The organism is uncultured Olsenella sp., assembly GCF_959602185.1.
In the GTDB taxonomy this organism is placed as follows: Bacteria; Actinomycetota; Coriobacteriia; order Coriobacteriales; family Atopobiaceae; genus Olsenella_I; species Olsenella_I phocaeensis.
The window spans coordinates 1-3,530 of the sequence record NZ_CAUGRZ010000018.1 but is presented as its reverse complement, the minus strand read 5'-3'; the positions used below and the strand labels follow the sequence as shown (position 1 = coordinate 3,530).

General features: G+C 66.0%; 5 protein-coding genes. All 5 read right to left on the bottom strand.

What is annotated here, in order from left to right:
• The coding region (locus Q5923_RS09515; protein ID WP_303133694.1) for an ATP-binding cassette domain-containing protein at window positions 1-181 on the bottom strand (181 nt) is incomplete at its 3' end.
• A gap of 155 nt (window positions 182-336) precedes the next feature.
• Complete coding sequence (locus Q5923_RS09510; RefSeq protein WP_009278750.1) at window positions 337-1,188, bottom strand: amino acid ABC transporter permease; 852 nt, start codon at window positions 1,186-1,188, stop codon at window positions 337-339.
• On the bottom strand, window positions 1,185-1,844 hold the full coding sequence (locus tag Q5923_RS09505; RefSeq protein WP_062530593.1) for an amino acid ABC transporter permease: 660 nt from the start codon (window positions 1,842-1,844) through the stop codon (window positions 1,185-1,187). The genes Q5923_RS09510 and Q5923_RS09505 overlap by 4 nt, the downstream gene beginning before the upstream one ends.
• A 110-nt stretch (window positions 1,845-1,954) precedes the next feature.
• On the bottom strand, window positions 1,955-2,947 hold the full coding sequence (locus Q5923_RS09500) for a glutamate ABC transporter substrate-binding protein (protein WP_303133691.1): 993 nt from the start codon (window positions 2,945-2,947) through the stop codon (window positions 1,955-1,957).
• Between the two features lie 256 nt (window positions 2,948-3,203).
• Window positions 3,204-3,530: transposase (locus Q5923_RS09495; protein WP_303133689.1), on the bottom strand; the 327-nt coding region annotated here is incomplete at its 5' end.

Genomic DNA, 3,530 nt, shown 5'->3' with positions numbered 1-3,530 from the left:
GCCGGTTTATGGTGCGGCAGAGGGTCGACTTCCCGGAGCCCGAGGGCCCGATGACCACGACGACCTCGCCCTTCTTGACCTTGAGGCTCACGTCGCGCAGGACGTGGAGGTCTCCGTAGTGCTTGTTGACGTGGTCAAGCTCGATGACGGGCAGCTGGGTGCTGGTCTCTTCCATGGCCATCTGTGTCTCCGATCGACGTTGCGTTTGGCTATTTGCCCTGCATTGCGGCAGGGGATGGTTCGTGGCTCTCGCCTGCATGGGATGCGTCCGCTCGCCTCGCGCCGACGGACTTGGACAGACGAGCTGCCACGACGTCCGCGCGACCGGCGACTTCCCTACACGGCGGCCGTGCTCGTGCGCGAGATGATCTTGGTCCCCGTCTTGCGCGCCACCGCGACAGACGCCTTGTTGATGAGGTAGTTGAGCAGGATGTAGATGATCGCGATCACGAAGTAGGTGCTCACGAGCGCGTCGTAGTTGGTGATGAGCACGCGCGCGTTCTGCAGCATGTCGGGATAGCTCACCACGTAGGCGACCGTCGTGTCCTTGACCACGACCACCAGCTGCGAGATGAGCGTGGGAATCACGAAGCGGATGGCCTGGGGCAGCACGATCTTGAAGGTGATCTTGTGCTTGCTCATGCCCAACGACATGGCCGCCTCGACCTGGCCGCGCGGCACGGCGTTGACGCCCGCGCGGAAGACCTCGGCGAGCACGCCCGAGGCGGCAAGCCCCACCGGCAGCGTGATCATCCAGAAGGACGAGAGCTTGATGCCGTACTGGGGAACGACCAGGAAGAAGAAGTAAATCAGAAGCAGGCTGGGCACGCCGCGGAAGAAGTCGATGACCACGCGCGAGACGAGCGCGACCGGCCTCAGGGCGCTGGTCCTTCCCAGCATGAGCACGAGACCCAGCACCAGGGCGATGACGCCCGCCACCAGGGCGACCTGGATGGTGCCCAAAAAGCCGCGACCCAGGAAGGCCCAGGTGGACGCCTGGCCGAAGAAGGTCCAGTACTTGGCGGCGAGCTGGCCTGTCAGGTAGAAGCGCTGGACGACGAGCCCCAACGCGACGGCGACGAGGACAAGGGAGATGGCGGTGCCCACACGGATGTTGCGGCGCATCCTCGGGCCGGGCGCCTCGAAGAGGGCGTCCCTCATGGACATGGTATCGGTATGGGAGCTCATCGGACGATCCTCACCCTCTTGTCGATGCGGTTTCCGACGAAGCCGATGACCACGGCGGTCAGCACGTAGCCCAAGGCCGAGATGGCGAAGGCAAGGATGCCGCCAGTGGACCTCGTGTTGATATACGACACTGCCCCCGTGAGCTCGTTGGGGCTCAGCGGCACCTGGGATCCCAGGGCCGTGGTGAGCATCACCGCGATGAGCAGGTTGGTCATGGGGAGGACCGCCGAGCGCAGCGCCTGGGGAATCACGACCTGTCGCTGGATCTGGACGAAGCCCATGCCCAACGAGCGTGCCGCCTCGATCTGTCCCACGCCGATGGTGTTGATGCCGCTCATGAAGTTCTCGGAGCCGAAGGCGGATCCCAGGAGCACGCAGGCGATGACCACGCTTGGCCCATAGTCCAGCACGACCTTGAGGACGGGCAGCGCGTAGACGATGATGATCACCAGCGAGACGCCCGGGATGTTGCGGAACACCTGGACGTAGAGGTCGCCCACGACGCGCAGGGGCCTGATGGGGGACACGCGCATGACGGTGACCACCAGCGCGAGCACCATCGCGCCCACGTACGAGACGGCAGTCATCTTCCAGGTGGTGAGCAACGCCGTCAGGTAGACGTCGCCATATGTGGTGAGAAGCTCAGAGAGCCCCATGTGCCTCTCCTTACCGCAGCGGGGCCATCGCGCGCAGGGAACGCACGAAGGCCCCGTTGCCAAGGTTCATGTCGTGGGCGACTCGCCGCGGCCGTCCCGTCCGCTTCGGGCTAGGCCTGGATGACAGGGGCCTCGGGAGCGGAGGCGACACCGGTGCGGTCACCGATGGCGATCTGCCAGAGCTTGGCCCAGGTGCCCTCGTCCTCGATCTTCTTGAGGAAGGCATTCACGAATGCGACACCGTCGGAATCCTTGGGGAGGCCGATGCCGTAGTCGTCCTCGGGGCCAAAGGGGTCGCCGGCGATGCGGTACTTTCCGGGGTTCTTGACGACGCTGCCGTAGTGCAGGGTGATGTCGATGACGTAGGCGTCGACGCGACCCTGCTCGAGGGCGGCGCGGGCCTCCTCGTCGGTGCTGAACTCCTGGACCTTCGCCTCGGGAGCGTACTCGGCGACGACGCTGGGACCAGTGGAGCCGGACTGGGCGGCGACGTTCTTGCCCTTGAGGTCGTCCACGCCGTTGATGTCGGTGTTGTCGGCCTTGACCAGGATGCCCTGCTTGGAGGTGTAGTAGGGACCGGCGAAGGAGATGAGCTTCTTGCGCTCGTCGGTGATGGAGTAGGTCGCGAAGACGGCGTCGACCTGGTTGTTGGTCAGCACGGACTCGCGGGTGTCAGAGGTGACCTGCGTGATCTCGATCTTGGACTCGTCACCAAGGATGTAGCGGGCGAGCAGCTGCGAGAGGCCGGAGTCGAAGCCGCGGAGCTTGCCGTCCTTCTCGTTGAGGAGACTGAAGAGGGTCGAGGTGCGCGTGGTGCCCACACGGAAGCTGCCGGCGTCCTTGATGGCCTTGGCCCAGCCGCTGGCCTGGACGGTGGCGTCGTCGGCGACGGCACCGGAGGCGATCAGGCTGTCGTAGGCGGTGGCGTCGATGGCGACGGGGGTGGCGTCAGCCGAGGCGTCGGAGGAGCTGGCGCCATTGCTGGAGCTGGCGTCGTCGGGGCTGCAGGCGGCGAGCGCGAGGGCCGCGAACCCACCGACGCCCAGGCCGAGGGCCTGGCGACGAGTCGCGAAGGGCGTGCGCTTGGTAGCATCGTTCTTCATGGTGGTGCCTTTCTCCTTGGGCGGGCGCGGGCATGATGCCCTCCCGCACTCCTGCCCTCACGGGCAAGGTAGCAAAGCTAATCATACTTGACGGGTAGGAATAAGCTTCAGCTACGATACCCCCAAGGGGTGCCGTCCTATACAGCCGTTACCCCCTGTTCATCAAAATGCTCAGGGTCGCGGACGCGTCCCCTGAAAAGTCGAGCCGCCATCTCACGCCGCCATCCGCGACGATGCGGCAAAAAAGGGCTCATCGTCACTTCTGGTGGCCAGCACACTCCGACGCCAGCTGGGCCGAGAAGTCCAGGCGTCCCAGCCTGAGGAAGGCCATGGCCTCCGGGTGGGCCAGGTTCCTGAAGCCCCCCGAGGCCCTCTTGATGGACTGGATGACCGAGCTGGGCCCCTCCGGGATCGCGTTCGTCGCGTCGCGGGGGAACCAGTCGAGGATGCCCTCCCTCCCCTCGCTCACGGCCCTCGCGGCCGCCTTCGTCCTCGGGACGTCCGGGCGCACGATCCGGCCGGCGGCCCGACCCGGCCCCCTGGAGGCCGGCCCCCCGCCCGGGCGGTCGCGGACGCCCCCCGT

Coding starts and splice junctions, on each gene's coding strand:
- Q5923_RS09510 (WP_009278750.1), bottom strand. CDS start 1,188: ATGAGCTCCCATACCGATACCATGTCCATGAGGGACGCCCTCTTCGAG.
- Q5923_RS09505 (WP_062530593.1), bottom strand. CDS start 1,844: ATGGGGCTCTCTGAGCTTCTCACCACATATGGCGACGTCTACCTGACG.
- Q5923_RS09500 (WP_303133691.1), bottom strand. CDS start 2,947: ATGAAGAACGATGCTACCAAGCGCACGCCCTTCGCGACTCGTCGCCAG.